Origin of the sequence: Larkinella fluvii, from assembly GCF_051857545.1 — a bacterium.
Taxonomy (GTDB): Bacteria; Bacteroidota; Bacteroidia; order Cytophagales; family Spirosomataceae; genus Larkinella.
In genome coordinates, this window is record NZ_JBPZHB010000002.1 from 169443 (window position 1) to 195199 (window position 25757).

A 25757-nucleotide genomic window follows, 5' to 3' on the forward strand; every position below is an offset into this window, starting at 1 on the left:
ATAGTTGTGTTTCATTCATGAATACAAAGAAATACTTCCCCGTCTTTTCTGGCAGAAATGGGCGAAATCCGGGTAGAATCCCTATTTTTACGGATAACGCTACAATACACAAATGAAAAAATACCGCCCGGCTGGTTTCCCCACAATCCTGATTTTGACTCTCAGTTTCCTCTTCTTTCAAGGTTCGGGTTCGCAAAAATCGTTTCATCCCACCAATCCCTCGGCTGCCGATACGGCAAAATGGGCGTTTCCGTGTGACAAAAATACCATTGAACAGTATACCGCTTACCGAACCTCCAAACCGCCCGTGATCGACGGAAAACTGGACGAGGAAATCTGGACCAAAATCCCGCGTTCACCCCGGTTTGTCGATCTGGTTTCGGGCGGTAAGACGTTGCACGACACGCGGGCGGCTGTCTGTTGGGACCAGGAGAATCTCTACGTGGCCTTCTGGGTGGAAGAGCCCTATATCAACGCCAAACTGGCGAATCACAACGATCCGATTTATTCGGAAAACGACGTGGAGGTGTTTATTGCCGGGAAGGACACCTATTACGAATTTGAAATCAATGCGTTAGGCACGCGCTACGAAGCGTTTTTTATCTGGCAGGATGCTTACGAAAAAGGCGGTTTTGGGCAGGATCCCCGCTTTGCCCTTTCCAATCCGGCGGTTCGAAAATTCAACGGCGTTGGGTTCAAAAACCACCCCCGGGGGCTGCGCTACGGTTCCTGGGATTTCCGGTTTCCGGGACTACAGAGTGCGGTTTTCGTGGACGGCACCCTCAACAACAACCAGGATCGGGACCGAAAATGGACGGTTGAACTGGCCTTCCCCTGGAAAAGCATGGGCGACCTCGCCAAAGCCGACCACCGCGCACTACCTCCGAAAAACAACGACCCATGGCGCCTTGATTTTTCGCGCTTCAACACCTACAAAGAAGCCGCCCCTTCCGGCGACCACGGCGGCTGGGCCTGGAATTCCCACCGCGTCTGGGATTCGCATGTTCCGGAGTGTTTTCCGATGATCCGGTTTTCGGAGAAGGGGTTATGAAAAACACTACTTGGATAAGCTACGCTGTATGTTTAAAACAAAGTCAAGGGTCACATCATTGATCTCAGCAACTAATTCCGGATCTAATCCTTTTTGAAGGCTTTTTATCACGGCAGACTTCTTGATGGCTTCAATCTTCTTTTTTTCACCATGCACGGCTGCCGCGTTTTGGGCAATTAGCATCTCATATGCCAATCTCTTTTCGGCTGACATGGCACTACGGTCTACTTCCTGAATAGCCGCTTTCAGCCATTCTTCATTCCAGAATTCTGGAAACTGCTTTTTATTTTTGACTTTATGCAGCGTCTTCATGGTATAAATGAGTTTGTCAATATCTGACTTTACCTGACCAGCCTTTTTTCTGAACTTGTCTAACTCTACGGTAATAAACGATAACTGGCTATCTGTTTGTTCGCCCTTCTCATTGCGAAGCGTAGAAATGTTATGGTAATCCTCAATAGATGGAAAGATAGTCTTTTTCAGAATACCCACGCAATACACTTTGGAGAGATTTTCAAATGAGTAATCGCCTTTCTTGACTAGCGTATTGAATTTAAAGGCCGAATAGAATTTCATGCGTTGCAGGAATTGGGGGTAGTCGCTCAACTGCATTTCTACAATGAAGTGGTTATCGTGTTCGTCCGTACAGGAGATATCGTACACCCCGCTCCGGCTGTCTGATGTATAGCCTTCAACCGTATTTTTGTTAAAAATAATGCGGGTAATTGGTACGGTAGATTTTAATAGTGTTTGTAAAGCCTGGCGTAGAAATAATGTGTTGGTTTCGTTGCCAAAAGTCACTTTAAAGCCGTAATCAGAGATAAGCGGGATAAACCGCTCTTGGCCGGTGTCGAATTCTTCCATGGACCAAGATTAAGCAAAAATGGCTGATTTTGAAAAATGGCGTCGTATTTCGTTGGCGGAACAACTGTTTCCGCAACCGAACCATTGTAATTCAGAACTAGACATAAACGCCGTATTCAATCCGGGTCAAAACATCATCCACCAGACCGAAACCGCTGATGGTGTTCAGCAACTGCATGGGAGCTTGTCCTTTTAACTCGCGCAACGGGTAACGCAGCCAGTTGGACAGGGCATCGGCCCGGTTGTCGAAAACCAGCAGGCCGTGAGCCGCCAGATTTTCCAGTAACAACAGCCTTTCGGAAGCCTGAGCGTCCAGCCGTCCTTCGCTGCGAAAGCGATGCAGGGTGCGTTCGGTGATTTGCAGAATGGCGGACAGTTCTTTCAGGGAAAGATTGAGCAATTGGGCCAGTTGATCGACCTGTTGAACTTCCTTATTGATCATAAAAATAGCTTATCGTAAAGCTTCCGCTGTTTTCTCAGAATAGCTATCCAACTGCTCTTCCTCGACTATCTTAACGTGTGGCAGATCGGCCAGGAGTTGAACGGCCTGGTCGTACGGTTTGTATAATCCGCGGTCTTTTGGACGAGCCACCAGCACATCGAAACGGGCGTTGTGTTGTTCCGCATAGGGGCGCAAAACCGTGAATTGCCCGACATTCAAGGTTACTTTTTCGGTAATGGACTGCTGCAGTTTTAAATCAAAACTGACCGGTTTTACTAAATTATAAGTGCCGTTCTGCCAGGCAAAAGGAAACTGATAAACCAAACCTGTAGTCTCCGGTTTAACGGTTATGGGTCGATCCAGTGTTTCGCGGCTGATGCGTCCTTGTAGGCGCTTGCGTAGATTCTTTTTAAAAGCTGTAAGGAGATAAGCCTCATCGTGGCGGCCCCGATAAGTTTCTTCCTCATCGTAAGAAGCCAGGAAAAGCCAATAGAAATCGTCTGCAATCTTAGACAAGTCGGACGTATAAACCACACCGGTTTTGACGTCGCCGAACTGCAAGGCGCTGGAATCGCGAATCAGAATTTCATGGTCCGGGAACAACTGGGCCTGCTGCTCGTATTTGATAAAAATGTCCGGCTTTTTATTCAGTTGAAGCGTCTTGGCTGTAATGCCACGAAAGAAGGATTTGATCGTCTTTTCCGGGAAAGACGGGTAAAGCTTACTAATGCGGCCGAGCCGCGAAGGATAGCGAAAAATAACCTGGCGTTGTTCAGGAAACCACAGCAGTAACCCAATATTCAACACCTCACCCAGTGCCTGGGAGTGGTGGTATTGGAGGATGCTATAGTGGAAGATTGAATTCACGCGATCAAGGTCGTTAAAAATTTACAAAACGCTCCGGCTCGGGCTTTGGTTTGGGATAAATGCGTTTTGATCACCGAGTAATTGCCAATTTCAATGTCGTTTACTTCCAATTGGTTCGCTACCTCATCCAGAGCATTGACATTCAAATTCTCTAAAAAATACCGGAATGTATCAAATACTTCTTCCTTTTCATTGGCATTCATCTGTTTTAATAACGGATAAAACAGGTGTTTCTCGTAGGGGAGATACCAGCCATCCCGATCGAATGGCGGCATTACATAGTCATGGACAGCAGATGTACCATTTGCGAAAGGAAAAATCTGTTCGTGATCAATCAGTACCAAATCCTCGTCATCAATCAGGAGGTTAGGCTTATTGCGTTGACCTCCCCGGTCCAGATTGAGTACTAAATTATCAAATGCAAAGATAGTACCGATATCGTAGCTTTTCAAGAATACTCGTTGGTCCGATATATCAACGATGGACGCGTGGGTCTTTAATTCCGTACCAAATTTCAAACCGGAATCGACCTCCCGCAACCGGCCAGCTTCCTTTTCAGGCAATGTTTTCAGAAAGGTTTTACCAAAAGAAATCAGTGCAGCAGTAGGTACTTTTAAGTCAAATTCCTGAGCCAATACATTGCCGAATGCTTCTTTTGCCACCGGATGCAATTGCTGCGTTTGCTTTTCCGTGAACAGTTTGACCACATAGGGTGTAAGCGCACCCTGATCGTTCACTTGTACAACCCACGGCTTGGTGGAGCCGCCGGAGCGAATCGGGCCGAGGTAGGAAATGGCTTCGAGGATTTTCAATACTAATTAAAGCTGTAGTTTTCCAAAGCTAAAGAGATTAACGGAAGAGTGCTTTAAATTATGGCCGAAAAATCGTATGATTATGATAATCTAAATAAAGCGGTGAAGGTCTGTTTGTGGTCAATTCAGGAAGAACCATTAAGCTTTTACCATGATATTGATAATACTCTTGTCCATTGTTAAATTCCTCCCGGATTCGTTTACTGACTTCAACCTTTAAATTGGGTGTAATCGTAATATATCCATCGTCAAATAGCTTATGCATATCGGATCGAAGTAATAGGCCATTCGCTGTTTGATTAGGACCAGATTCCGCAAATGGCTTAATATGGGCTGCTTCTAAAACCGGTAAAGTTTTCTCGCCCGTAATCGCACATCTTTTATTATAAGCATCTATGACCGAAAGCCTAAATGCACCTTGACCGATACGTACTTTACGCAAGATGGTATTTCCGTACTGTGGAGATTCCTCTGCTACAGTAAACGAATCTTGAATAGTTGGAACAGTTGTTAAATACCTGGCAAGAACCGCTTCAACCTGTTGCCAAAGAGTATTACCAATTGTATCGTTTGTACTATAAGTTTTACCTTTTACGATGTTATTGCTCCAATTAGAAGGAACCGTTATCCAATCTTCTTGATTGAAAAATACCGGATTAGTCAGAGCAATACAACCGATAGTCGGATTGCGTTCCGAATTACGACGATACCGCTGAATTACGGTCCGAAACTGTTCTAAATTATCGAAACCATTGCGCGACTTGAATGTGTCCCAGGCTAACGAAAGAGGAAGCTGACTTTGAGCTGCAAAAAAACCAATTCCTCCAATAGCATTGCGTGAGCCTTTTAATTTGAACAGGAATGCACCTCCCGGCTCAAGAGCCCGGAAAGCAGTTCTCCCACCGGGTTGCCAGAAATTCACATCTTCAGGAGCAAGTCTACTTAGATAGCTATACCAATTCCAGTCAGTTACACCAAGATAGTAATCCATGCCCTAAGGTAATAAACCTCTACAAATGAGTGCACAAGTTTATCGCTTTTCACCGTGAAAAGACCTAATTACTTGACACTATGCTTGTGTTAAGTAATTAGCGATTAAACCAATAAATTATGAATCGGCAACCCCCAACCCTCACACCCCAAACTGCCCCAAGTGATGATCCAGATGCTTATAAAACATCGTATTCCATTCGTCTTTACTCAGGTTGCCAAAAGAATGTGATTCTTTGTTATCAAAGTGGCTTTCACCCAGTTGCTGCGTTTTGGAGAGGTAAGCGATCAGGCGTTTTTTTTCCACATCAAAATCCCGGGCGTCTTTGATGAGAAAGGCAGGGGCGGTTTGCGAATTGCGTTGGTAGGGCGCCGGACCGGTGACGGCTCTCTTTACGAAGGTCTTGAGGACGAACTTCATCAGAAAATTGGGCCTGGGATGCTGGTTTTCGTACGTCATCTCATACGTCACGTTGCAGTGCGCCAGCATCTGGGCGACGGTCATTTTACCCCACTGGGCCGGCGTAGTGGGTTTCAGTTGGTTGATGCGCTGAATGACCTGGTCTGAAACCGTAGGGGTGAAGATGTTTGGTAGCGTCATTTGGTAGGTAGGTGTATGGGAGGTTCAACCGGTTTGCTTATCTTGTTCAGAACGGATTACGAATTGTGAGAACGTCATCAATAACCTGGCCTGCCTGCATGTCTTCCGAATAAAAAACAGAACAGCGTGACTCCAATGCTGCGGCTATAATCAGTGAATCATAAAAAGAATAACCGTAACGATTGGCAATTCGGATGGCATCATGAATGGTTTTAGGCGAGTTTTGATGAATCGTAAACTGTGATTGTATTTCATCCAGCGTCGATTTGATTTCTGGCCACTCGGTTTTGAATTTTCGACGTAAGGTATTAGCCATTTCCTGCAATACCTGAGTCGAAATTGTTCTTCCTTTAGGCATGACAATCTGTCGCGCCTTTTGTTGTTTATCAGGTTCGGTAACCGTATAACAATAAATCAGCACATTCGTGTCGACAAAATACCTATCGTTCATTGGCTTCTTCACGGTTAAACCGGAAACCCAGCGTATTCAACTGGATAGCCTCAAAAGTGGGCGTATCTTCAATTTTTATAGTTTTGCCAGCTTCATCCGTTTGCTGAATGTGAACAAATTCAAATTTGTTCAGCAATGCCGACAAAAACACCCATTCCGAATCCTTTACTTCCAATACCACCCGCATACCATCTCAGGTTTTGTTCATACTACAAATTACGACATTTTTTACTTCCGCACCAGCCGCGCATTCCGCAACTCCTCCCGCAACGCGTTCAACCGGCTGTAGGTTTTATACAAATGCTCGGCGTAAATCACTACCTGCGGTTTCAGCGACTGAAATCCGTTGAGCGCCGTCAGCCAGCTCGCGATGGATACGTACGTCGCCCGGCCCCGCTGACCGTTGTCGAGGTACTGCGCGCTGCGCTCCATCACCAGATCCATGCACTCGTTGGGGTAAAATTGAGCAGTTAATTTCAGGATCTCGTTCATCCCCTGAACATACAGCCAGTCGGCGTTTTTGACCAGCTTCAAAAGCTCGGCCGGACGGTTTTCAACGTGCAACACCTGGGCGTAAAACAACTGGTTATGGACAATGCCGCCCGGCGACCCGGCACTTTTACTTTTCAGACTATCGACAAACCGGTTGCGCTGGTCTTCGCTCCAGAACGTGCGCAGCTTCTGGTAGTCGGCCAGACTGCCCTGCAACCGGCTGCGGTTTTCGAGGGCCTGCAAATACAGGTTCAGCGCATCGCCGGGTGCCAGAAACTGGTCGTTCAGATTTTCGAGAATGAACGCATCGAAGGTGCCGGGAAATCGTTTGGTAAGTCGTTGCAGCGCGGTGACGAGTGCCGGATGATCGCCAGAACGGTGATGATACTGAAGCAGTTGCAAACCAATTAGGGCATCTCGCTCCGAAAATTGCTCGGCGGTTTTGACCCAAAGCTGGGTGTCGCCGGTGGTGTCGGCAATCCGCAACAGCACATATTCGACGCCCATTCGCTCCCAGTGGAAATTTTCGATGGCCCGGCGCACTTCCGCAGCCATAACGCGGTCGGTCGACAGTGCCAGCAGCAACGGTTCGAAGGCTTTCAGGTCGTAGTAAAGCTCCTCATCGTTGTTTTCGGCTTCGTCAAAAAAGTGAACCCGTTCGGCCAGTTGATTCATCGCCCACCGCACATCCTCCGAACTGATCACCTGTTGCGAAAGTCGCTGATAATCAGTTTCGAGTAGTTGATGCCAGACTTTTAGGGATTGGCTTGGATAGTCCTCGATGGAGCTATATTCGTCGTGTGCCGGTTCAAAAGCCGCCTGCGTTCCCTCATAAACGCCGAGGTAAATCCGCATGGCATCCAGTAGCCGCCCTTGCCGAAAAGCCGTGCCCACCTGCTCGGCGTAAGGGCGTAATACGTCTTCGATCAGCGGTTCCGGGTCGGGACTTTCTTCCGAATAATAATCGTCATCGTCCATCTCCAGTGTCTCGTCATCAAACCGCAGATCCGACAGGGCCTCGAAGACTTCCGTACTGACGGCCTCGACGCTGGCGGGTTCTGTGGACGGAACCGGGTTGTTTTTTAGTCCGACAAACTGCGCCAACTGAGCGCGTAAATCCGGTTGTTTGTCGAGAAGCTGGCGTAGAAATCCAGTTTTCTGCTCGACGGTGGTTTGTTGCCAAAGCGTGTCAAGATTGACAGGCGGCAGACTATGCGTGAACGAAACCGCTTCCGCAGCGAGCTGTTTCGTGCCAAACTGGTCGAGTACGGCCAAACCCAGTGCGACACAATGTTTGCAAATACCCTCGTATTCGTAGCCGTATGGGCAATCACATTCCGCGTCAAATTCCTGCCCCCGCAAGGTCAGGCTGACGTTGTATTGATCGGAGCCATAGACGATTGCCTCAAACGTGTTGCCCCGCTGTTTGAGTTTTTTAACGGAACCCCGCCTGTAATAGTCTTCACCCCGACCGAATACCGTACTACCGGCCAATTGGCGCAGTGCATTTTTAGTGAACATGGCTGATTGAAAAGCAAACCGCGTTTGATTTTCGCAAAGAAATGACCTAATTTTCAAACCTCGTTTGAAAATGAAACAACGGAATGAATTTACGAATGCTTCTTGCCCCTAAATCCCCTCAAAAATACGTAAATAAGACTTCATGCGGATTCCAAAAACCCTTTTTAGGGCCTATGGCGTTCTGGGTCTTTACACTGCTCAATCTGCTGGCTATCTGCACCTTTTCATATGGGCAACAGCCCGCAAAAAAGCCCACCGCAGCCAAACCGCCCCTTACCGCCACCACGGCATACTCCACCGACAAAGCGGTTTTGACCAAAGGGCAACAGTTGTTCCAGCAGAACTGTACGGCCTGCCACAATTTCCTGCAAAAAGGCATCGGGCCGAATCTGGCCAGCGTGACGACGGAAGTGCCGGTGGACTGGCTCCGGAAGTTCATCCGCAACGCCCCGGAGGTCATCAACAGTGGTGACGCCCGGGCGCACGAGCTTTTTGAAGAATACAAGCAGATGATGCCGCCGTTCACGCAGCTCAGCGAGGGCGACATCACCGCCCTGACGGCCTACCTTCACTCGAAACGCAAGGTATCGACGGTCGATGTCGGCAGCGAAAACCTCGGCGCGGTGCTAAAGGACCCCATTCCGACGAAAATACCGCCCTCCGGGTTGCGGATTCAGTTGGAAGAGGTGACCACCGCCCCGGCCAGTGCCGAAAAAATACCGCTGGCTCGCATCAACAAAATGCAGGTGTTGCCCGGAACGAAAAACCGGCTGTTTCTGGAAGATCTGCGGGGAACGCTGTACGAAATGGAGGGCAATTCGCTTCGGCCCTACATGTCGATGGCGAAAGAACGCCCGAATTTCATTCACGTTCCCGGTTTGGCCACTGGTTTCGGCAGCTACGCATTCCACCCGGATTTCTACACCAACGGCCTGTTCTACACGACCCATACCGAAAAAGCCAACACCGCCCCGGCCGATTTTGCCTATCCCGACTCCATCAAGGTGACGCTGCAATGGGTGCTGACCGAGTGGAAACTGCCCGACCCGACGGCCCCGACCTTTGCTGGCACGGGCCGGGAGATGCTGCGGCTCAACATGGTGAGCCCGATTCACGGCGTTCAGGAAATTACCTTCAACCCGCTGGCCAAACTGGGAAGCGCGGACTACGGCATGTTGTACATCGGCGTAGGCGATGGCGGAGCTACCGAAAATGGATTCTATTTCATCTGCAAAGACCGGAGCCGACCCTGGGGAAAGGTGCTGCGTATCGACCCGAAAGGCACCAACAGCACGAACGGAAAGTACGGTATTCCGCCCCACAACCCGTTTGTGAAGGATCCGACGGCGCTGAAAGAGATTTTTTGTCAGGGATTCCGGAACCCCAACCGGATTAGCTGGACGCCCGACGGCAAGATGCTGATTTCCGACATCGGTCAGGCGCAATCGGAAGAGCTGAACCTGGGCGTTGCCGGGGCAAACTACGGCTGGCCGGATCGCGAAGGCACCTTTGTCATCAACTACCAAGGCCGCATGGACCGGGTTTACGCCCTGCCCGCCAACGACGCGACCTTCAAGTATACGTATCCCGTCGTTCAATATGACCACGACGAAGGCAACGCGTTCTCCGCCGGTTTTGTCTATTCAGGAACCGCCATTCCGGCTCTGACGGGAAAATACATCTTTGGCGATATTGTCAGCGGGAAAGTGTATTTCGTGGAAAACAGTCAGCTACAACCCGGCAAACAGGCCGAAATCAAAGAGTTGAAAGTGGAAGTGGCCGGAAAAACCGCTACGTTTCAGGAATTGAGCCAGAGTAAAAAAACGGATTTGCGGTTTGGTCTGGGGCTGAATCAGGATTTCTTCATCTATACCAAAGCCGACGGCCGGATCTACAAACTGGCCAACTGCGTACCTGATAAATAGAACGGCGGGAAAACCCTACAGGGCTATTTTTAACGCGAACGATGGGATTATTGGCTACAAACATGTCGTGCCTACGATACTTAATTAGTTCATAATCAATTAATAAATCTCATAGTTTGCATTATTTTTAAGATCTGATCAGCACATGTTAGCCGGTATACGCGACAGCTTTTTCGCTGCGCTGTATACCGGCTATTTTCTTGCCATTTCTTCCGGCATTCTTCTCTGATTTCAATCTGACGAGCCACCCAAAACCCCGAATTCAGGCTGGGAAAGGGGTGTTGAAAAATAGTAGAAAAGAAATGTTTTTTTTAGTGTGGGGTAAAATAACAAAACTTTGTCTTCGAATTAGGATATTTTTCCGGCCTGGTCGACACACCGTCAACCATTCTCTACTACGTGCGTAGCGTGTATTCTCTGACCCGATGAACCCTGAAGAGCAGCCTTTAGAAGAGTATCACGCCGACCGAACCGGTCCCCGGATTTCAAAAGAATCAGAACAAACCCGGGTAATTTCCGACGAGTATTTTATTCAGAATTGTTTCGCTTTGTCTCCCCAGAAAGGGTTTGAGTTGCTCTTCAGAAAGTACTACACCAATTTATGCAACCACGCCATTCGGTATGTGTATTCGAAAGAAATAGCGGAAGACGTTGTTGCTGAAGTTTTCACGAATTTCTGGAATAATAAGGTGTATGAAACCGTCGCCATTTCGTACCGGTCCTATTTATACACCTCCGTCAAAAACCGTTCCTACAACTACATAAAACAGGAGTTAAACCGGAATGAAAACCTGGATACGCGCGATGAGGACACGGATTATCTTAATGCCATTGCGGTGCTGCAGCCGGACGAAATCCTGCATTTCCATGAGCTAAGCCGAAAGCTGGAAGTAGCCATTCAACACCTGCCAAAACAATCCCGAAAAGCGTTTCAGCTAAATCGGCTGGAAGGCAAGAAATATGCAGAAGTCGCTTCTGAAATGGAACTAACGGTTAGCGCGGTAGAACGGTTGATCAGCAGAGCGTTATCCCGGATCAGAGAGGAGCTGAAACACGAGTACTTACTCAGTTTATTTCTGCTGTTTATTCTCTAATTCAGTGAGTAATACGATCCAAATCCCGCCATTATGGAATCTTCATTAATAAAGAAAATCGTATTTGATTATTTTGATCATAAGTGTACCACGATTCAACGGAAACTGATTGAAGAGTGGCTTGCTGATAAAAATAATCTTGATCTGTTTCATCAATATCTGGATGAATGGGAGTCACAACATCCACAGTATAATTTTGATCCGGACAGAGGATTGGAAAAAGTATACCGATCCATTCAGGCACCAGAAACCGAACAAAAAGTGAGTACGGTTCCGACCAAACAATTCCGATTAAATTCGCTGTTCAGATGGCTTTCCGTGGCTTCGATTGTTTTAGTTTTGGGTTGGCTAGGCTGGACTCACTATTCAAAATCCCCCGTCATTACCTACCGAACGCTCATCAATACGGTAAAAGAAGGAACCGGTGAAATTTACGAAAAAGAGAACTTGACCAACGGCCCTATTCTGGTAAACTTACCCGACAAAAGCTCCATCATTTTACAGCCCCAAAGCCGGATCAGTTATTCACCGAAGCTATTTAATAAACGAAAACGGGAAGTGGTTTTGTCCGGTGAAGCTTTTTTTGAAGTACAGAAAAACCCCAGCAAGCCTTTTTTTGTCTACACGAGGGGGTTGATTACCAAAGTATTAGGAACCAGTTTTCTGGTAAAAACGCAGGCTGAGTTTTCTGAGGTCGTGGTAAAAACCGGGAAAGTCGAAGTGTTTCTGCATAGTGATAAAAATAAGGATAAGAAAATGACCAGCAACCAATTGGAGGGGCTGGTTTTAAAAGAAGATGAACGCATCAATACAAACCCGAATCAGCATACCTTAAACAAACCGCTGACGGTCGATAAAGCCAACCTGAAACTCCCCATTCAAAGCCTAAGTTTTAATTTTGATGAAACGGCGGCTATTACCGTTATCGAGACGTTAAACAAGGCCTATCATGCAAACATTGTTTATGATAGCACCCGCTTGTCTTCCTGCAAACTGACCGCTCATTTGTCTGACGAACCCTTATTGCAAAAAATCGAATTGATCTGTATTGCGCTTGAAGCCAGTTACGTCGAAAACGATGGTCGAATACAGATCAAGTCAAACGGATGTAAATAAACCGGTTTCAGAATAGGCTTTAATGTGCTGATTGTAATTACCACTGCCTCCCATTATTCCTAACCCTTAACCCATAATTTTATGAACATAGCGCTACGAAATTGCAAACAAAGCATGGGCTTTCTGCCTGCATTTGTTTGCCAGCTATTTCTTTCGGTTCTCTTCATGGGGCCATTGTTTGCTTATAGAGCCGATTCGCAGGAAGTATTGAAAAAACGGATTAGCCTGAAAATTGAAAATCAATCCGTCAAAAAGGTATTGATTGAGATCGAGAAAAATGCCGAAGTGCGGTTTATTTATAATCCCAATTTGTTAAAATCAGCGCACAAGGTCAATTTGACGATCCATAATTTACCGCTTGGCGATGTCCTGACCAGCGTCCTTGAGCCGCTGCAATTGGGCTACCGGATTCTGGGGAAACAGATTGTTCTCAATCGTATTGAAGGAAAGACGTCAGCAATGCCGGAAAACGAGGCCAGTCTACAGCCCATGCTGCCCCTGGATATATCCGTCAAGGGCCAGATTAAAGATGACAAAAATGAGGCCATTGTCGGGGCCAGTATCATCATCAAAGGCCTGAATAAAGGCACGACCACCGACGCGGAAGGCCGGTTTTCGCTGTCGGTTCCCAACGAGGATGCGGTATTGATTGTCAGTTTCATCGGGTATGAATCACAGGAACTTGCCGTTGGGAAACGGACGGTTTTCGATGTGGTTTTAAAGGCGGATTTAAAGCAACTGGAAGAAATCGTAGTGGTTGGCTACGGCGAAATCAAGAAGACCGACCTGACCGGCGCGGTGGCCTCCGTTCAAACCCGGGACATTGTCCGGGCCAATCCGGTGATGGCTTCCAAAGCGATTCAGGGGCAGGTCGCAGGCGCAACCGTCACCAAATCAAGCAACAAACCGGGGGCGGGCTACAACATCACCATTCGGGGCGAAAACACGATCAACAACTCCACCGAACCCCTGGTGGTGATTGACGGGCTGATGGGTGGCAATCTCAACAACCTCAACCCCAATGATATCCAGTCAATGGATATTTTGAAAGATGCGTCGTCGACCGCCATTTACGGGGCGCGGGGCGCCAACGGTGTCATCATCGTCACGACGAAAAAAGGGATTTCCGGCAAACCGCGCGTCAGTTTCGACAGCTACGTGGGCGTAAAAATGCCCGCCCACATTCCCGAACTGATGTCGAGCGAGCAGTTCTACAAAGCGACGTATACCGACCGGGTGCTGGAAGGTGCCACAGGGGCTACATTCACAGCCGCCGAAATGGCGAACATCAAGGCGGGAAAAACCGCTGACTGGGTGGATTTGATTACCGACCCGGCCCTGCAAATGAGCCAGAACATCAGCGTGGCGGGTGGAAATGACAAGACAACCTACCGGTTTTCAGGTGGTTATCTGAACGAAAATGGCAATGTGCTCCATACGGGCTACAAACGCTACAACCTGAACGCCGGTCTGGACAGCAAACTGGGAAACCGCTTCAAGGTGGGGTTTACCTCCTACCTGACCTACAGCAACCAGAACGTGGGGTCGCAGGAGTCGCTGCGGGGGGCTTACCGGGCGCGTCCGACGGGAACCGCCTATTTCAGCGACCTCGCCAACCCGTCCGAGAACGGTGATTTCAATGTCGATGGCTATGCGTTCTGGATGGGAATCAACGACAAGCAGGTGCCCAATCCGCTGGCGGACATCGACCCCAAAACCTCGAAATTGCTGACCACCACGATGTCGGTGATGAGCAACGGTTACGTTGAGTTTACCCCCATCAAAGGGCTCAGTTTCCGCTCGTCGCTTTCCGCTTCGTATAACACCGACCGGATTGGCGATTTCCGGGGGCAGTGGTCCAAATCGCAGATTGGGTCCAAACCCCGGGCGCAGTATGACAACCGGACGCAGGGAAACTACACGCTGGACAACATTATCACGTATAATCTGGATCTGGGCAGGCATAAATTTGGCGTGACGGGTTTGCAAAGTGCCTTTTACCAGCGCAATGAAGCCTATCAGATTGCCGCCAAAGACCTGCCGTACAATTCAGACTGGTATGCCCTGAATACGGGAACCGTGACGGGCATCAACAGTTCGCTGGTCGAGCGTTCGCTGCTGTCGTTCATGGGGCGCGTCAACTACTCCTACAATGACAAATATCTGTTGACGGTAACGGGTCGTTCAGACGGCGCTTCCCAGCTTTCGGAAGGCAACAAATGGGCCTTTTTTCCGTCGGTGGCCCTGGCCTGGCGGATGGGCGACGAACCGTTCATCAGCAACCTCAACGTGTTTTCGAACCTCAAACTGCGCCTGAGCTACGGGCAGGTGGGCAACTCGACGGTGAGTCCCTACAGCACGCAGGCCGGTTTGCTCAACACCGGGTATGATTTTGACGGCACGGCGGCTTACGGTTTCGCGCCTTCCAATCTGGCCAACAAGGATCTGAAGTGGGAGCGGAGTACGGAATACAACCTGGGGCTGGACTTCGGATTCTTTAAAAACCGCATTTCGGCTTCGCTGGAATTGTACAACCGAAAAACCGCCGATCTGATTCTGAATCAGAAGATTCCGACCGTAACCGGGTTTTCACAGGTCATTGCCAACGTCGGGCAGATCGAGAACAAAGGCGTGGAACTGACGCTCAATACCGTCAACATCGCTCGCAACGATTTTAGCTGGAACAGCACGTTTGCGTTCACCCGCAACCGGAATAAACTGCTGCAACTGTACGGCGACGGCCAAACCGTCGATAAAGGCAACAAGCTGTTTGTCGGCTACCCGATCCGTTCGAATTTCGATTATCAGTTCGATGGCATCTGGCAAACCGCCCAGCAGGAGCAGGCGACCAAATACAAACAGGTACCCGGCTCGGTACGCGTGGTCGATCAAAACAACGACGGCGTTATTTCCTCAACCGATGCCATCGACGACCGGGTGGTTCTGGGAACACAGTTGCCAAACTGGATTCTAGGCATCACCAACCGCTTCAAATACAAAAACCTGGATTTGTCCTTTTTCGTCTACTACCGGGATGGCGTTCAATATTACAACAGCACCCTGTCGGGCACCTTCGGCGAAATCAGCGGCACCCGCTATAATAAACTGGCCTCGCTGGACTACTGGCGGAGCGACAATCCGTCGAACACCTATTTTGGGGTAGTGGCGGCCAATCCGTACCGAAATGCCATCAACTACCAGGATGCCAGCTTTTTGCGGATTTCGGACATTACGGTAGGCTACACCTTGCCGAAAGGCGTGATGAATTCCTGGAAACTGGCCAATGCCCGCCTGTATGCGCAGGTCATGAATCCGTTTGTGTTTACCAAATTCACGGGATTTGACCCTGAATTTAACTCGGCGATTTATCAGGATGACGTGCCGTCGATGACGTATACCGTAGGTGTCAATATCAGTTTCTAACCCCGAAATCAACGCGTAATTCCCATGAGATCTTTCCTCTCGATCCGATATACGGCCCTGTCCCTTGCTTTCCTCGGCCTGGTGGCTTCCGGCTGCAAAGACGAATTTTTGGTTGAAAAACCGGTTACCACCCTGACCACCGACGTATACTACAAAACGGAAGCCGGTTTCGAAGATCTGGTTCGGTCCTGTTATTCCCTGTTGCGGAATATCCACCAGAACCGGACGCTGGTTCTGAACGGCACCGACATTTTTTCGCAGAGTGGTTTTGGCGACCCCAAATTTGCCACGCCAGCCGTCACGGGCGGTCCGCTGGAGCAATATGATGTTCGCCTGAATGCCACTTTGGCGGAATTGCAAAGTCTCTGGACGCTCCTGTACGCCGAAGTGGCCCGAACCAACACGGCCATTAGCCGGGCCGAGGGCATTACAACGATGGCGGCTGCACTAAAAGATACGCGGGTTTCGGAAGCCAAATTCCTGCGAGCGTTGTCCTATTTTTATCTGGTTCAGCAGTGGGGCGATGTGCCGATGCCGCTGACCGAATCGCTCAGTCCGAGCAAAGAAGCCATTCGGGTGTCTTCGGCGACTATTTACAAACAGATTATTGACGATTTGCTCGATGCGGAAGCCAAATTGCCGGTGACGGCGTCTAACTATGGACGGATCACCAAAGGGGCCGCTCAGTTTTTGCTGGCTCGGGTGTATCTGACGAGGGGCTGGAACTTCAAAAGTTCGTTGGGTGGGAGCAATGCCGATTTTGATCTGGCGCTGCAATACGCCGATAAAGTGATCGAAGCCTATCCGCTGGCGACAGCCTACACCCAGTTGTTTCCGATTCATTCCGAAAATCCGCTGAAACAATATACCGGTGCTCAGAACGACAAGAACCCGGAAATTGTGTTTGCCGTTCAATACAATTCGGATGTGCTGACCAACAAAACCGACCCGGCTTTTGCCGTAGATGCGGCTGGGGGCAACAACCTGCATTCGGTTTTTGGCGGTGGTGGTGAAGGCTATCCGGGCACGAAAGGCCGGACGTCGGACTACAACCGGCACCAGCCTTTTCACATTACCAATCCGGCCATGTATCGGCTGTTCGATCCGGAAAATGATTCACGATACGATCATAATTTTGTGGAAGTGGGTTATGCCTTATTGCCGGTTACCGGTTTCAAACCCTTGCCCGTCGTTAATCCGAATCTGAGAGTTGACATCAAAGCGGGCGATACCGTCGTGTATTTTCGGCCCTGGAACAAACCGGCCACCTCCTTGAATGAACGCGGCATCGATTTGGGCGGCAAGAAGAATTATTCGGTGGTGAATCTGGATGAGTTTAGCGGAGGATACGGTTTTGTGAACGGCAGCGCGGTTAGCGTGAGCGGTTTTCCGTCGGACCAGCCGATGATGTGGAAGTTCTGGCAGCCCGGTATTGCCTATGGTGATGCATTTGGCACCTTCAACGAAGCGGTTTTCCGCTCGGCGGAAGCCTATCTGATTGCGGCCGAAGCGCTGGTGAAAGGGGCGAAAAACGGGAAACTGGGCGGTGCCGAAGTGTATTACAACAAAGTGCTGGACCGGGCGCTGGTGAAAAAAGGGGCCGATCCGCTATGTGCCAAAGAGCCGGGCAATGTAAAATCGCTGGAAGCGGTGTCGTACCGCGCCACGGCAGCCAACATCTCAATCGACCTGATTCTGGACGAACGCGCCCGCGAACTCATGGGCGAATATTCCCGGTGGTTCGATCTGAAACGAACCGGCAAACTGGTCGAACGGGTGAAAAAATACAATCCCTGGGCGGCCAAAAGCAACACGATCAAAGACATTCACTATTTGCGACCCATTCCGCAGGGCGAGATTGACCTGTCGTTTCCGGCCATGAAACAGAACGAAGGCTACTGATCCATAACCCAATGCCAAAAAAGGGGAGCGGTTTTGCGTTCCCCTTTCTAACCAGAGGATAGTCGTGTAGATTTGCCATCGGCCTGTTGCCCCGTTCCCCTAAAGGGGACTTGGACACGAAATCTTCGGATGCTAAAAGTCCCCTTTAGGGGAACGGGGCAACAGGCCAATTCTGCACGCATAAGATTCACCTCAATATGTTTAAATTTTCCTTCTACAGTCTCCTGTTTCTGCTGGTTCTGGAAATCGGAACAACGCCTTCGCTGGCGCAGAAAGACGCCCCAAAACCGGTCGATCTGGTAAATCCGCTGGTGGATGCGGCCAACTCCCGGTGGTTCTTTTTTAATTCGGCCAGCCGACCGTTCGGCATGGTCAATTTGAGCCCCGACAATGCCGTCAACGCCGACTGGAACGCGGGTTACCGGTATCATCTCGACAGCATCAAATGTTTCAGCCATATCCACGGCTGGCAGTTGTCGGGGATTCCGGTGATGCCCACAACGGGCGAATTCAAGGGCCACCGGGGAGCCAGTCAGTACGGTTCGCCGTTTTCGCACGCCAGCGAAGTCATCAAAGCGGGGTATCATAAGGTGGTGCTGGATCGGTACAATATCACCGCCGAACTGACCTCGACTACCCGGGTCGGTTTTCACAAATACACCTTTCCGGCCTCGGCTCAAAGCCACATTCTGTTTGATTTTTCGACGTTTCTGGGGCCGTCCGATACGCAGAAGGGATCCGTGAAAAAGGTTAGCAATCAGGAGATTGAAGGCTACGCCATCATGGCCCCGACCATTCGCCGACCCAAAACGCTGACGGTATTTTTCGTGGCGGTTTTTGACAAACCGTTTGAGTCTTTCAAAGGCTGGCGAAACGGTACGCTGGAAACGCCCGGCGACCTGATCGAGGGCGAACGCACGGGAGCCTACCTCAGTTTCAAAACCGGAGCGGGTGAAATCCGGAAAATGAAAGTGGCGATTTCGTACGTCAGCGAAGCCCAGGCCCGGCTGAACCTGACGGCCGAACTGCCGCATTGGGATTTTGAAAAAACCGTGCAGGAAAGCCGCACCGACTGGAACACCTGGCTGAGCCGGATCGAGGTGCAGGGCGGCACCGAAACCGAACGCAGCCGCTTTTACACCGATTTGTGGCATGCCTTGCAGGGACGACGGATCATTTCTGACGTTAATGGGAAATACAGTGACATGACCGGTCCCGAACGGCGCATCAGACAGATTCCGTTGGATGCCAACGGGAAGCCCCAATTCAATCACCACAATTTCGATTCGATGTGGGGAGCACAGTGGTCGCTCAACACGCTCTGGCACCTGGTTTACCCCGAAGTGACGGAATCGTTCGTGAATTCGATGCTGCTGATGTACGACGATGGCGGGCTGATTCCGCGCGGACCGGCGGGCGGCAACTACACCTATGTGATGACAGGGGCTTCGTCTACCCCGTTCATTGTCAGTGCGTATCTGAAAGGAATCAAAGGCTTTGATCACCAGAAAGCCTACGAAGGTTTGCGGAAAAACCACTTCCCCGGCGGTATGATGAGCAAAGCGGGGTATGAGCACAACACGTTTAAAGGCGGTGGTATTGAATACTATATGGAACGCGGGTATGTGCCGCACCCGATGGGCAAAACCCGTTACGGTTTTCATCAGGACGGTTCTACGCAGACGCTGGAATATGCCTATCAGGATTACACGCTGGCGCAGATGGCGAAGAAACTGGGCAAAACGGATGATTACGGCCTGTTTATGAAGCGGGCTGAAAATTACAAGAACATCTGGAACCCCGAACTGGGCTGGATGTGGAACCGGACGCTGGACGGGAAATGGGGTGAACCCGCCGATATTTTGCGGTACGACAATGGCTGGGAAGAAGGCAATGCGGCCCAATACACCTGGTTTGTGCCGCACGATGTACAGGGCCTGATCAAGCTGATGGGTGGTCGGGAAGCCTTCACGGCCAAGCTGAACAGTTCGTTTGAAAAAGCCGAAAAACACGATTTTGTTTCGGGGAAATCGCACGACAAAGAGACGCTGGAGGAGTTGCGCCGGGTGTTTATCAACTACGGCAATCAGCCCTGCATGCAGACGCCTTTTCTGTTCAATTACGCCGGTTCGCCCTGGCTGACGCAACACTGGACGCGGCAGATTATCGAGAAAGTCTACAGCGGTATTTCGCCCGATTTTGGCTACAGTGGCGACGAAGATCAGGGATTGATGGGCAGTTTGTCGGTTTTGCTGAAAACCGGTTTGTTTTCGACCAACGGCGGCACGACGCCCGATCCGTTTTACGAAATCAGTAGCCCGCTTTTCAACAAAATTACGATTCACCTCAATCCCAGGTATTACAAAGGGAAGCAGTTTGTGATGGAAGCAAAAAACAACTCGGCTCAGAACCTGTACATCCAGTCGGCGCAATTGAACGGCAGAGCCCTCGAAAAGCCTTGGGTGACGCACGAAACCGTCGTCAACGGCGGAACCCTGCGGCTGCAAATGGGCGCAAAACCGAATAAAGCCTGGGGCAGCAAACCAGAGCAGGCACCGGTGTCGATGTCGTCGAAGTAGAATATCGTTTGATGAATGGGTATGAAACGGATGGAAAATCAGCGACACGTAAATGAGTAAACTGCCGGGCTTGTTATTGGCGTGGGTGCTATGCGTTGGCACAACGGCCTATTCCCAGAAAACCAGCGTCATCTGGCTGGATGATCTGCTGATTCAAACCTTTTCCGAGGGCATTCGTCCGGTGACGGCGAAACGAAATTACAGCAACGATTCGATGCGGATCAACCGGACGTATTTCAGCCGGGGCGTCGGGGCGCAAAGCGTTAGCGTGCTGGCGTTTTACCTGAATAAAAATGCCACGCGGTTCAGTGCCGTGATTGGAGCCGATGATCTGGGAAATACAGAAATTCCGGTCAAATTCTACGTCATCGGCGACCGGAAGATCCTTTTTGAAAGCCGGGAAATGAAGGTGGGCGACGCTCCCCAGAAGGTTGAGGTAGACCTGACGGGGATCGAACGGCTGGGCCTGTTGATCACCGATCCGGTCGGTGGTTCCAACAACAAACGAACCTACGCCAACTGGGCCAATGCGCAGTTGATCATGAAAGGCGAAAACCGCCCTGAACACCTTCCGAATACCGGCGAAAAATACATTCTGACGCCCAAACCGGGCGAAAAACCCCGGATCAATTCTGCAAAAATCGTCGGAGCCACACCCGGAAATCCGTTTCTGTACACCATTGCCACAACGGGAAAACGCTCCATGCTTTTTTCAGCCACGGGTTTACCGTCCGGGTTAATACTGGATCGTAAAACCGGCATTATTACGGGAAAAGTCAGCCAGCGCGGCACGTACAAAACCACGCTGAAAGCCAAAAACTCGCTGGGTGAAGCGACCCGGAGCCTGACGATCAAGATCGGTGATACGATTGCGCTGACGCCACCCATTGGCTGGAACGGCTGGAATTCGTGGGAAACGCGGATTGACCGGGAAAAAGTAATCGCGTCGGCCGACGCCATGGTGAAGATGGGCCTGATCGATCACGGCTGGACGTACATCAACATCGACGATGCCTGGCAGGGTGTCCGGGGTGGGCCGCTAAACGCCCTGCAGCCGAACGAAAAGTTTCCGGATTTCAAGGGCATGGTGGATTATATTCACGGGCTGGGCTTGAAAGCGGGGCTGTATTCGACGCCCTATATTTCCAGTTACGGCGGTTATGTTGGGGCTTCCTCCGATTTTGCAAAGGGCGGAGAATCGCACGAGTCGATTAGGGTAAATCGACGCGCGTTCAATCACATCGCTCCTTACCGGTTCGAAACCGAGGATGCCCGGCAAATGGCCGAATGGGGCATTGATTTCCTGAAATACGACTGGCGGATCGATGTCAACTCGACCGAACGGATGTCGACGGCGCTGCGGCAATCGGGTCGGGATATTGTGTTCAGTTTGTCCAACTCGGCCCCGTTTGCCAACGTGACCGACTGGATGCGGTTATCAAACATGTACCGCACCGGCCCCGACATCCGGGATAGCTGGACGAGCCTGTACCAACTGGCGTTTACGCTCGACAAATGGGCACCTTACAACGGCCCCGGCCACTGGAACGACCCCGACATGATGATTGTGGGCAATGTAGCGACCGGGCCTGAAATCCATCCGACGCGCCTGACGCCCGACGAACAATACAGCCACGTGAGCCTGTTTAGCTTACTGTCAGCACCTTTGCTCATCGGTTGCCCCATTGAGCAACTGGACGCGTTTACCCTGAATTTGCTGACCAACGACGAAGTCATCGAAATCAATCAGGATCCGCTGGGGAAATCGGCCCGGTTGGTGCGGGAGGAGAATGGTGTACAAATCTGGCTCAAACCGCTGGAAGACGGTTCGTTTGCGGTCGGCCTGTTCAACGTTGCGGAGTATGGCAAAACGCCCGAATCGTTTTTTCGCTGGGGGGATGAGACGGCGAAAATCTTTACATTTGACCTGGCTAAAGCGGGGCTGAAAGGCAACTACCGGCTGCGCGATGTGTGGCGGCAAAAGGATCTTGGTGTGTTTGAAAAGACATTCAAAACCGATATTCGGCATCATGGGGTGGCGCTGTTCAGGCTGTTTGCGCTCAATTCGCGTTCCTATCCTTAAACATTCACAAAATGATCAGATTTTTCAGTTTAGGCGTATTGATTTGTGGGATGGCCGGTTTTTTAATCGGCATGAATCCATCACAACCCGACAAAAAGCAGCCGCCCAACATCGTCTACATTCTGGCGGATGATTTGGGGTATGGCGACGTGTCGGTGTATAATCCGGAAGGGCAGATCAAGACGCCCCAGATCGACAAACTGGCGTCGGAGGGCATGCGGTTTACGGACGCGCATTCGCCCTCATCGGTTTGTACGCCCACGCGCTACGGTTTGCTGACCGGCCGCTACCCCTGGCGGAGCCGTCTGCCGGTCGGGGTGTTGCGGGGGTATAGCCGGACGCTGATCGAAGCCGATCGCCCAACGGTGGCTTCGTTGTTGAAAAGCCAGGGGTATCAAACGGCGGTTATTGGTAAATGGCATTTGGGGCTGGATTGGGAAGTGCAAAAGGGCCGTGAAGCGGTTTTGACGGCGGAAGGATACGGCATTAAAACCGAAATGAATCCCGATGATATTGATTTTTCGCGGGAACCGGCGCAGGGGCCGAAAACCGTTGGCTTCGACTATTCCTACATCCTGCCGGCTTCGCTCGATATGCCGCCCTATTGTTACCTTGAAAACCAGAAACTCACCGACTTGCCGACGGGTTACACCGACGGTAATAAGCTGGAAACCGGCTATACCGGCCCGTTCTGGCGCGAAGGCAAGAAGGCTCCCTCATTCGATTTCTATGGCGTACTACCCACGTTTGTGTCCAAAGCCGTAGCTTTCCTGAAAAAGCAGTCGACGCAAAAACCGTTCTTTCTGTATCTTCCACTGGCGGCTCCGCACACGCCCTGGGTGCCGACCGGCGATTATACCGGGAAGTCGAAAGCCGGGGAATACGGCGATTTTGTTCAGCAGGTGGATGCCGCCGTCGGGGAGGTTCTGCGAACGCTGGCCGAATCGGGACTTGCTGACAATACGATCGTTCTGTTTGCGAGCGATAACGGCCCCTACTGGCGGGAAAATTTTGTGAAGCAGTTCAACCACAAAGCGGCTGGCGGATTTCGGGGCATGAAAGGCGACGCGTTTGAAGGCGGCCACCGCATTCCGTTTATCGTTCGCTGGCCGGGTCACGTAAAACCGGGAACGACCAGCGCGGCCACCACCACCTTAACCAACCTGATGGCGACCTGTAATGACGTGCTTGGACTGAAAAACCGGACTGCCATGCCCGAAGACAGCTACAGCATTTTACCCGTGTTGCTGGGTAAAGCCAGCCAGGTTGCCGATCAACCGGCCGTGGTGCACAGTTCATCCATCGGTTTTTTTGCGATTCGAAAAGGCGACTGGAAGTTGATCGAAGGGCTGGGCTCGGGCGGTTTTACGGAACCCAGACAGATCAAAGCACCAGCGGAGCAGGGGAGCAAAGGGCAGCTCTACAATCTGGCCACGGATGGTGCGGAGACCACTGACCTTTATCAGCAGAATCCCGAAAAAGTGCGGGAATTAACGGACTTATTGGTCAAAATCCGGCAAAGCAAAACGCGGGTTTCGCGTTGAGGAGTTCATTTGGCCGGAACGGCCACAGTCACACTTTGGGGCAGAAATACCGTAAATATGGCTCCCTGACCGGGTTGCGACTGGGCCGCGATGGTGCCACCGTGCATCTCAGCCACTTTCTTGCAAATGGTCAGTCCGATGCCCGTGCCGGCATATAAGTCTTTGCCGTGCAGCCGTTGGAAAAGCTGAAAAATCCGGTTGTGATACCGTTCGTCGAAACCAATGCCGTTGTCTTCCACGCTGATGGCCAGGTACGACGGTTCCCGTTGCCGCATTGGAACCGGAATGTCGAAAATGGTGACGTCCCGGGCGGAAATCCGCACCTGCGGAAGGCGGTCGGGTGCGATAAATTTCAGGGCATTCGAGAGGAGGTTCTGGAACAGTTGCCGCAGTTGCAGCGGATTGCCGTAGATGGTGGGCAAACAGCCAACGAAAACCTGCGTCTTTTTTTCACGAATGCTTAGTTCCAAATCGCCCAATACCTCTTTAACCAGCGCGTTGAGGTCGACCTGCCGAAAGGGCTGGTGGTGCGTGTTCAGCCGCGAATAGGCCAAAATATCCTTGATCAGAACGTGCATGCGTTCGGCTGCGTGGTGCATCCGCTGAATCAAATCCTGGGCCGTTGGGTTTAGCTCATTGGCAAACTGTTCGACCAGCAGCGTTCCGAAAGACTGAATTTTTCGTAAGGGTTCCTGCAAATCATGGGAAGCTATGTAGGCAAACTCGGCCAGTTCCTGGTTGCTGCGGTTCAGTTCGCCAATGTTCAGTTTCAGTTCGTGCTGATATTGTTCCAGTTTCTTTTTGGTTTCGGTCAGCTCGCGGTTGTCCTGCAAGGTTCGCTCCACCATTTTCTGGGCCTGAATATCCACCAGAAAACCGCTCCAGTACAGAACTTCCTTCTTTTCATCCAGCAGCGCGGTGGCAGTCATCCGGTGCCAGACGTAAGCACCCGTTTCGGCATTCCGGATTCGGATTTCGATCTGGAACGCGTGGTTGGCCGAAGCGGTTTCGGCCCATTTTTCCCACCATACGGCTGCGTCGTCTTCATATAGAACCGTCTCCCATTTCGTTTTATTCAACTGGCTGACCGATTCGCCGGTGTATTTTCGCAGCCATTCGTTGGCATACAGGAGTTTCCCTTTCGCCGTGGCCGTAAAAATCATGAGTGGCAACGAATCGCTCAACACCTGATACTGGCGTTCTGACGAGCGAAGTCGCTCAGCCAGTTCCTGTAGCTGGTTGTTTTTCCGTTTGATTTCATCGGCTACCAGTTCGGTCGGCTCGGAGTTGAAGTGGTGCTTCCAGAGTGCCACGTTGGTTTCATAGACGCACTGATCGGCTAAAACCGGAATACTGAGCTGTACTTCTGAGCCTTTTTCGGATTTGTAAATCTGAACCTCATCCACCAGGCGGCTGGCCACCTCGATCCGTTCATTTTTTTGTCCGGTAATGGCACTGCGACTGTCACTGATTTTGGCCATAATCCGGGCTTTGGAGCCGTTTGGGGGCACAATACCGAGCGTCAGGGATGCATCGCTGCCATGCTGGAGGGCATCGCGGGAAACTTCTAAAACCGCCGTTGCAAAAGTCGTTTGGACCACGAGTGAAAGCCCCGCCAGTTCGCCCAGTTTCAACGTGCGTTTATGCGCCAGAATTAGATCCTGCTCATCATCCAGCGAAACTTTAGCGAGTTCGTACATAACAGAAACAGGGTATGTTCTATGGCTGCCAGCGAATAAATGGTTCACCCACCGTAGTTTTTATAAAAGGCCATTACCGTAAAAATATCCTCTTGTGAGTCGGGAGAAATAGGTTGATAATTCCGAAAAAGACGATCTGGTCAGTGTGTCGGTTATGTCTGTTAAAACAGCTAAGTTGCTGATTTTGTTTAAAGTGAATCCGGATGCCGATCCGGTCGGCAACAACGGAAACGGGTGTTTTTTTGAAAACTATTTTCCAGCATCCCGAAATCGAAACGGTTTTTTGTCCCGTACTTGCAA

General features: G+C 50.5%; 19 protein-coding genes. 9 read left to right on the top strand and 10 right to left on the bottom strand.

Annotation, left to right across the window (positions count from 1 at the left end; genetic code table 11):
- The first annotated feature begins 112 nt into the window (after nucleotides 1–112).
- The gene (locus ACS5NO_RS04795) at nucleotides 113–1051 is read left to right on the top strand and encodes a carbohydrate-binding family 9-like protein (RefSeq protein ID WP_439414087.1); all 939 of its coding nucleotides are present in this window, start codon (nucleotides 113–115) and stop codon (nucleotides 1049–1051) included.
- A gap of 6 nt (nucleotides 1052–1057) precedes the next feature.
- On the opposite strand, the gene ACS5NO_RS04800 is transcribed toward ACS5NO_RS04795, so the two are convergent.
- From ACS5NO_RS04800 to ACS5NO_RS04840, 9 genes are all read right to left on the bottom strand, one after another.
- On the bottom strand, nucleotides 1058–1915 hold the full coding sequence (locus tag ACS5NO_RS04800; RefSeq protein WP_439414088.1) for an Rpn family recombination-promoting nuclease/putative transposase: 858 nt from the start codon (nucleotides 1913–1915) through the stop codon (nucleotides 1058–1060).
- A gap of 97 nt (nucleotides 1916–2012) precedes the next feature.
- On the bottom strand, nucleotides 2013–2357 hold the full coding sequence (locus tag ACS5NO_RS04805; RefSeq protein WP_439414089.1) for an Xre family toxin-antitoxin system antitoxin: 345 nt from the start codon (nucleotides 2355–2357) through the stop codon (nucleotides 2013–2015).
- Between the two features lie 9 nt (nucleotides 2358–2366).
- Nucleotides 2367–3224, bottom strand: coding sequence for a DUF3037 domain-containing protein (locus ACS5NO_RS04810; protein WP_439414090.1), 858 nt, complete (start codon nucleotides 3222–3224; stop codon nucleotides 2367–2369).
- Complete coding sequence (locus tag ACS5NO_RS04815) at nucleotides 3221–4036, bottom strand: HipA family kinase (RefSeq protein ID WP_439414091.1); 816 nt, start codon at nucleotides 4034–4036, stop codon at nucleotides 3221–3223. Before ACS5NO_RS04815 ends, ACS5NO_RS04810 begins: the two co-directional genes overlap by 4 nt.
- A 58-nt stretch (nucleotides 4037–4094) precedes the next feature.
- Nucleotides 4095–5027, bottom strand: a complete 933-nt coding sequence (locus tag ACS5NO_RS04820) for an HNH endonuclease (protein WP_439414092.1) — start codon at nucleotides 5025–5027, stop codon at nucleotides 4095–4097.
- 141 nt (nucleotides 5028–5168) lie between these two features.
- Nucleotides 5169–5627 (bottom strand): DUF1569 domain-containing protein, encoded by a 459-nt coding sequence (locus ACS5NO_RS04825; protein ID WP_439414093.1) that lies wholly within the window; start codon nucleotides 5625–5627, stop codon nucleotides 5169–5171.
- 46 nt (nucleotides 5628–5673) lie between these two features.
- Nucleotides 5674–6078 carry a PIN domain-containing protein gene (locus ACS5NO_RS04830; protein WP_439414094.1) on the bottom strand — a complete coding sequence of 135 codons (405 nt, stop codon included), beginning with the start codon at nucleotides 6076–6078 and terminating at the stop codon, nucleotides 5674–5676.
- Nucleotides 6068–6265, bottom strand: coding sequence for a hypothetical protein (locus ACS5NO_RS04835; RefSeq protein ID WP_439414095.1), 198 nt, complete (start codon nucleotides 6263–6265; stop codon nucleotides 6068–6070). Before ACS5NO_RS04835 ends, ACS5NO_RS04830 begins: the two co-directional genes overlap by 11 nt.
- Nucleotides 6266–6306: 41 nt before the next feature.
- Nucleotides 6307–8091: an SWIM zinc finger family protein gene (locus ACS5NO_RS04840; protein WP_439414096.1), complete on the bottom strand. Its 1785-nt coding sequence runs from the start codon at nucleotides 8089–8091 to the stop codon at nucleotides 6307–6309.
- A gap of 173 nt (nucleotides 8092–8264) precedes the next feature.
- Here ACS5NO_RS04840 and ACS5NO_RS04845 point away from each other — a divergent pair, with 173 nt between their 5' ends.
- The 8 genes from ACS5NO_RS04845 (at nucleotide 8265) to ACS5NO_RS04880 (ending at nucleotide 23757) form a co-directional block, all read left to right on the top strand.
- Nucleotides 8265–10016: a PQQ-dependent sugar dehydrogenase gene (locus ACS5NO_RS04845; RefSeq protein ID WP_439414097.1), complete on the top strand. Its 1752-nt coding sequence runs from the start codon at nucleotides 8265–8267 to the stop codon at nucleotides 10014–10016.
- A 425-nt stretch (nucleotides 10017–10441) separates the two neighbouring features.
- Nucleotides 10442–11110 carry an RNA polymerase sigma-70 factor gene (locus ACS5NO_RS04850; RefSeq protein WP_439414098.1) on the top strand — a complete coding sequence of 223 codons (669 nt, stop codon included), beginning with the start codon at nucleotides 10442–10444 and terminating at the stop codon, nucleotides 11108–11110.
- 33 nt (nucleotides 11111–11143) lie between these two features.
- Nucleotides 11144–12226 (top strand): FecR family protein, encoded by a 1083-nt coding sequence (locus tag ACS5NO_RS04855; protein WP_439414099.1) that lies wholly within the window; start codon nucleotides 11144–11146, stop codon nucleotides 12224–12226.
- Nucleotides 12227–12307: 81 nt separating this feature from the next.
- Entirely contained in the window at nucleotides 12308–15649 is a 3342-nt protein-coding gene (locus ACS5NO_RS04860) for a TonB-dependent receptor (RefSeq protein WP_439414100.1), read from the top strand.
- 24 nt (nucleotides 15650–15673) lie between these two features.
- A complete protein-coding gene (locus tag ACS5NO_RS04865; RefSeq protein ID WP_439414101.1) occupies nucleotides 15674–17551 on the top strand; it encodes a RagB/SusD family nutrient uptake outer membrane protein in 1878 nt (625 codons plus the stop codon).
- A 197-nt stretch (nucleotides 17552–17748) separates the two neighbouring features.
- Nucleotides 17749–20130 carry a GH92 family glycosyl hydrolase gene (locus tag ACS5NO_RS04870; protein WP_439414102.1) on the top strand — a complete coding sequence of 794 codons (2382 nt, stop codon included), beginning with the start codon at nucleotides 17749–17751 and terminating at the stop codon, nucleotides 20128–20130.
- A gap of 52 nt (nucleotides 20131–20182) precedes the next feature.
- The gene (locus tag ACS5NO_RS04875) at nucleotides 20183–22213 is read left to right on the top strand and encodes an NPCBM/NEW2 domain-containing protein (RefSeq protein ID WP_439414103.1); all 2031 of its coding nucleotides are present in this window, start codon (nucleotides 20183–20185) and stop codon (nucleotides 22211–22213) included.
- Nucleotides 22214–22224: 11 nt separating this feature from the next.
- Nucleotides 22225–23757, top strand: coding sequence for a sulfatase family protein (locus ACS5NO_RS04880; RefSeq protein ID WP_439414104.1), 1533 nt, complete (start codon nucleotides 22225–22227; stop codon nucleotides 23755–23757).
- Nucleotides 23758–23762: 5 nt separating this feature from the next.
- Here the strand turns inward: ACS5NO_RS04880 and ACS5NO_RS04885 are convergent, their stop codons facing one another.
- Nucleotides 23763–25457, bottom strand: coding sequence for an ATP-binding protein (locus tag ACS5NO_RS04885; RefSeq protein WP_439414105.1), 1695 nt, complete (start codon nucleotides 25455–25457; stop codon nucleotides 23763–23765).
- Between the last annotated feature and the right edge of the window lie 300 nt (nucleotides 25458–25757).